Annotated in this window: 6 protein-coding genes; all 6 read left to right on the top strand. The window is 55.8% G+C overall.

Annotation, left to right across the window (positions count from 1 at the left end):
• Positions 1-120 precede the first annotated feature (120 nt).
• The 6 genes from HMPREF2971_RS07195 (at position 121) to HMPREF2971_RS07170 (ending at position 5,210) form a co-directional block, all read left to right on the top strand.
• Positions 121-597 carry a DUF6318 family protein gene (locus HMPREF2971_RS07195; protein WP_049358785.1) on the top strand — a complete coding sequence of 159 codons (477 nt, stop codon included), beginning with the start codon at positions 121-123 and terminating at the stop codon, positions 595-597.
• 91 nt (positions 598-688) lie between these two features.
• Positions 689-1,699, top strand: coding sequence for a YeiH family protein (locus tag HMPREF2971_RS07190; RefSeq protein ID WP_049340581.1), 1,011 nt, complete (start codon positions 689-691; stop codon positions 1,697-1,699).
• Positions 1,700-1,949: 250 nt separating this feature from the next.
• Entirely contained in the window at positions 1,950-2,450 is a 501-nt protein-coding gene (gene ybaK, locus HMPREF2971_RS07185; protein ID WP_070506566.1) for a Cys-tRNA(Pro) deacylase, read from the top strand.
• 87 nt (positions 2,451-2,537) lie between these two features.
• The gene (gene msrB / locus HMPREF2971_RS07180; RefSeq protein ID WP_070543214.1) at positions 2,538-3,014 is read left to right on the top strand and encodes a peptide-methionine (R)-S-oxide reductase MsrB; all 477 of its coding nucleotides are present in this window, start codon (positions 2,538-2,540) and stop codon (positions 3,012-3,014) included.
• Positions 3,015-3,214: 200 nt separating this feature from the next.
• Positions 3,215-4,480 carry an HRDC domain-containing protein gene (locus HMPREF2971_RS07175; RefSeq protein WP_049350292.1) on the top strand — a complete coding sequence of 422 codons (1,266 nt, stop codon included), beginning with the start codon at positions 3,215-3,217 and terminating at the stop codon, positions 4,478-4,480.
• A gap of 202 nt (positions 4,481-4,682) precedes the next feature.
• Entirely contained in the window at positions 4,683-5,210 is a 528-nt protein-coding gene (locus HMPREF2971_RS07170) for a Rieske (2Fe-2S) protein (RefSeq protein ID WP_070692140.1), read from the top strand.
• Positions 5,211-5,319 lie beyond the last annotated feature (109 nt).

Below are 5,319 nucleotides of genomic sequence, written 5' to 3'. Positions count from 1 at the left end.
GGCTTTTCGAAACACATGTGGCTTCTCAGCTATCGGGGTTATTCCCTTCGGCTGTTTAGTCTTCCGGTTTCTAGCCAGCCACCTATTCACACTTCACACCGATACGAGGAATGTATTTCCATGACTTCCATTCTTCTTACTCGCCGCGCGATGCTGAGCGGCGGCACACTTATGGGCATTGGTGCCCTGCTTGCGGCGTGCGGCCAGCAGACGGCTAATGAGGCGGCAGCCACCGCCTCCGCCGCCCCGAGTGAGTCGGCTTCGGCGTCTGCAGCGGCGTCTGACTCGCCTTCGGCGAGTGCTACTCCGAGAGTAACTCGCGGGTATTCAGGTAATTCTAAAGCACCCGACGGCGAGTACCGCAAAGCTGATGCATACGGTATAGCTCAGAACGTCCCTCTTCCGAAGGCTAAGCCGCAACAGTACCCTGAAACCTTTGCTGGTCTTCGTGAGATGATGACCGATTGGGTCAGAGCCCGTAACTACGGTATTCAGACCGGTGACATGCAGTATGTATGGCCCTCTATGCTGGATACCTACGAGAAGGATATTAAGTTCCTCAAGGATATCGAAGGCCTTTATCAGCGCGGAGGCTGAGGTGGTGCGCTCCCCGGACTGGGTCTGTATTCCTACTTTCTAGTTTACCAAATAAGACTATAATAAGGAGTATCTATTTTCGGAGGTTTTTATGTCATTTCTATCAAAAAATTGGGCAGGGCTGTCAGTCTGTCTGATCATTTCTATCATCTCTTGGGTTTTAGGAGGATTTCTGCCTGTTGTGGGAGCACCTGTTTTCGCCATTTTTATCGGAATGATTCTCCATCCCTTTCTCACTTCCTATACACAACTGGATGCCGGTTTGACTTATAGCTCCAAAAAATTGCTTCAGTATGCTGTTATTTTGCTTGGGTTTGGACTCAGTATCTCACAAGTTTTCGCAGTTGGAAAATCTTCCCTTCCTGTCATCATTTCGACCATTTCTATCGCTTTAATTATTGCTTTCTTTTTCCAACGCTTTTTTAATCTGGATACAAAGCTTGCTACCTTGGTCGGTGTAGGTTCTTCTATCTGTGGCGGTTCTGCCATTGCAGCGACTGCTCCTGTTATTCACGCCAAGGAAAAAGAAGTGGCCCAAGCCATTTCTGTTATCTTTTTCTTCAATGTCTTGGCAGCTCTTATCTTTCCAACTCTAGGTTCTTGGCTCCATCTTTCCAACGAAGGTTTTGCTCTCTTTGCGGGTACTGCGGTCAACGATACTTCCTCTGTGACAGCTACTGCTAGTGCCTGGGATAGTCTTTACAATGCAAACACTCTTGAGCCTGCAACTATTGTCAAGCTGACACGTACTCTAGCTATTATCCCTATCGTTCTCTTCCTCTCCTATTGGCAAAGCCGTCAACAAGGCAACAACCAAGGAGTGAAGCTTAAAAAAATCTTCCCCGTTTTCATTCTCTACTTTATCCTAGCTTCTCTGCTAACTACTCTTCTCACATCTTTCGGTGTCAGCAATAGCTTCTTTTCACCTCTCAAACAACTCTCCATATTCCTCATCATCATGGCTATGAGTGCTATTGGTCTCAAAACCAACCTCATTGCTATGATCAAATCCAGTGGAAAATCCATTTTTCTTGGAGCCCTTTGCTGGATTGCTATCATCTTGACTAGTCTTGGCATGCAATTACTCATCGGTATTTACTAAGAAAAAAGGGAGCCTAAAGGCCACCTCAGAACGTAGACAAATCAGATGGATTTTGGACTGTCGTTGGCTCGCTTTCTCAAGAGCAGCTGAAGGAAAAAGGGCTACTGAAATAACCCCATAACCATTGAGAAGCCACATGTGTTTCGAGAAGCCACCATTATTGTGGCTTCTCGAAACACATGTGGCTTCTCGGCGCATAGGTATCAGCGCATAGGTATCGGCGCGTGGTGACTTCCGTAAAATGGTATCTATGGCTAAGAAAACTAAAGGTAAGAAGAGCGGCGCAGCAACCGCCGCCGTAGCACTGCTGACCGAGACGAACACCCCCTTCCAGATGCGTGAATACGAGCATGTTGAGGGCGTCACCTCCTTCGGTGAAGAAGCCGCGAAGAACCTCGGTGCCTCCGAGGAGCAGGTGTTCAAGACCCTGCTGATCGTGCATGAGAAGGATTTCGCGGTCGCAATCGTGCCGGTCTCTGGCAAGCTCAACGTGAAGGCGGCCGCCGCAGCCCTCGGCTGGAAGAACGCCTCCATGTGCGACCCGAAGGTCGCCGAACGCCGCACCGGCTACGTGGTCGGAGGCATCTCCCCGCTGGGCCAGAAGACCCCCTCCCCCACCCTGCTCGATGAGTCTGCGCAGCTTTTTGACACGATCATGGTCTCTGGCGGTAAGCGCGGCCTGGACGTTGAGCTCGCCCCGGACGACCTGCTGAAGCTCACCAACGGCAAGTACGCTGACATCCGCGCTTAGTCCGCGCTCAGCGGGAATAATCCGCCCGGCCGCGGCGTTACATATACCGTAAGAGCCTGGGCATGAGAGCAAACTGAAGGAGTCATGATGGGCAATTCGCTACCTGGCGTGGGTGCTATCGCCAAGAACTGGCGTGAAGTCCTCAAGCCTGAAGAGTACGCTGTTCTGCGTGAGGGCGGCACCGAGCGCGCGTTCACGGGCGAGTACTGGAACACCCACACGGAGGGTGTGTATTCTTGCCGTGCTTGCGGTACGGAGCTGTTCCGTTCCGATCAGAAGTTCGATTCGCATTGTGGTTGGCCGTCGTTTTTCGCGCCGCTGGCTGAGGATCGTGTGCGTTACCTGGAGGATACGACGTTCGGTATGCGCCGTGTGGAGGTGCGTTGCGCCGCCTGCGATTCGCATCTGGGTCACGTGTTTGAGGGTGAGGGTTTTCCGACTCCCACGGATTTGCGGTATTGCATTAATTCGGTGTGTCTGACGCTGACCCCGGCGGGTGAGGCACAGCCTAGTGAAGCACAGCCTGGTGATACTCCGGTTGACGAGGCGGAAGCCGCCGAATAGAGCCCGGCAAGCCCCCTCGCGGGCGTACCGGTGAACCCCTTATTGTGAGTATCTCTAAATTCGAGGCTTTAAGCTCGGGCGGGTAGAATGGCGTAGTGCCTTCGCGGGCACGCCACCCCGCCCGGGCTCGTGTTTGCTCGGGCGTACGCCTACCCGGGCATCTGGCGCGTCGAATCAGACAGAGGAAAAGGATTGAGTGCATGAGTACCGCAGCTGAACAGAATGCCGCAGGCACCCCTCAGCTGACCCTTCACGGTATCGAAGTTCCGGACGTTGTTCCTCTGGAGGCCCCTTCCTCACCGATTCCGACTCTCATCACCACTGAGAGCGGTCTGCGTCGTGCCGCTGAGCAGTTGGCGGCGGCGTCCGGCCCGGTGGCTGTTGATACTGAGCGTGCTCAGGGCATCCGCTACGGTTCGCGTGCTTTTTTGGTGCAGCTTAAGCGTGAAGATCAGTTGTACCTGATTGACCCTGAGGCGTTTAAGGATTTGCGCATTATTAACGATGCTTTGGCGGATGCTGAGTGGGTTATTCACGCCGCGATTCAGGACTTCCCGAGCCTGGACATGCTCGGTATGCGCCCGAACCGCCTGTTTGATACGGAGCTTGGTGCGCGTCTTGCCGGTCTGGAGCGCGTGAATCTGGGTGCGACCGTTGAGGAGCTGCTCGGCTATAAGCTGGCGAAGAAGCACTCGAAGGAAGACTGGTCGCGCCGCCCCCTGCCGGAGTCGTGGCTGAACTATGCGCTGCTGGACGTTGACGTGCTCATTGATTTGCGTGACGCGTTGGAGGATTTGCTCCGCCAGCAGGGTAAGCTGCAGTACGCTCTGGAGGAGTTCGAGTACCTGTGCAAGACCCCGGTGAAGGATCCGACGGATCAGCCGGAGCGTTGGCGTAAGACGAAGGGCCGCACGATGTTGCGTTCGGTCAAGCAGCTGACGGCACTGCGTAACCTGTGGGTTGAGCGTGACTCGCTGGCACGTAAGAAGGACGTCGACGCGAAGCGTCTGCTACCTGATTCTGCGATTGTGGAGGCGGCACGCACCATGCCGCGTAACGTGCCCGCTATCATGTCGATTCCTGGTTTTCAGACGCGTGGTTTGCGTCGTGAGGGCCCGCGTTGGGTGCGTGCTATTGCCGCGGCAGCACGCGGTGAGAACGCCGTACCGTTCACTTTGCCGTCGACTGCCCCGCCGCCGTTGAAGGCATGGGAGTCTAAGCGCCCCGAGAACTTGGCGCTGTTCACCGAGGTTCGTCAGGCAATTGATGAGCTCTCTGAGGAGCTGAATATCCCGGCGCAGAACCTGATCACGACCGATTATGTTCGCCGCCTCTGCTGGGAGCCGCCGGCTCGTTTTGACGAGCAGACCCTGCGGGATGCACTCGCCGAGTACGGTGCGCGTCCGTGGCAGACGGGTCTGGTTGCCCCCGTGATTGCGCCGATTTTTGCCCGCCACTTGGGGTAGATTTCTCTAACGCTGAATAGATGTGTGCCGGTTGGGTGTGTTGCTGATGCGACCACCCGACCGGCATTTTGTGTGCCTCCGGAGTGTGCCTCAGGATTTTGTCTCGGGGGGGGGAGCAAATGCGAACCAAGCTTATCCTGCTCTCATTCGATTTTTGTTCCAAACCGGCATAGGGTGGAAAGAGTACACGAAAGGAACCACCATGCCCGCACCCAACGGATGCTGCCGCTCTCAGAAGGCGTGCGCCTCCCCCGCCGCAGTCGAGTCTAATGCCATCGACGCCGCAGCAGCTACCGCAGCAACTGATTCTTCTGATCGCGTCTTCTCCCGCCGCGCAACCCTCATCACCGGTGCCGTCGCATCCGGTGCGTTGCTCGCCTCCTGCGCTGAAGGTGACTCCAACGTTACCGCACCCGAAGGCACCGTTGAGGTGGGTTCCGCCTCGGCAGTGGGTGTGGGCAAGGCGGCACGCCTGACCCACGGCTCCACGACCGTTATCGTCTCCCAGCCGTCCGCGGGTGAGTACAAGGCGTTCAGCACCGTGTGCACCCACCAGGGCTGCCAGGTGCAGGTGCAGGATTCCAACCGCATCGTGTGTCCCTGCCACGGCTCCGAGTACGCCGTAGCTGACGGCTCGGTCGTGCACGGCCCCGCGGAGGAGGCGTTGACCAGCTACCCGGTGCAGGTGAAGGGCGGCAAAATTTTCGTCAGCGGGACCGGGAATTCCTAAAACAGGAGGCTCAGAACCTACGCACAGCAAAACCTCCATACGGCAAGACCTGCGCACAGCGAAGCCCCACCCATCAGTCTGAACTGCGCCCCGAAACTTGGACGCTATA

This window comes from Rothia sp. HMSC066G07, from assembly GCF_001814485.1.
Taxonomy (GTDB): Bacteria; Actinomycetota; Actinomycetes; order Actinomycetales; family Micrococcaceae; genus Rothia.
Note: the sequence above shows the minus strand (reverse complement) of the source record. Positions and strands in the feature narration are given on the sequence as shown.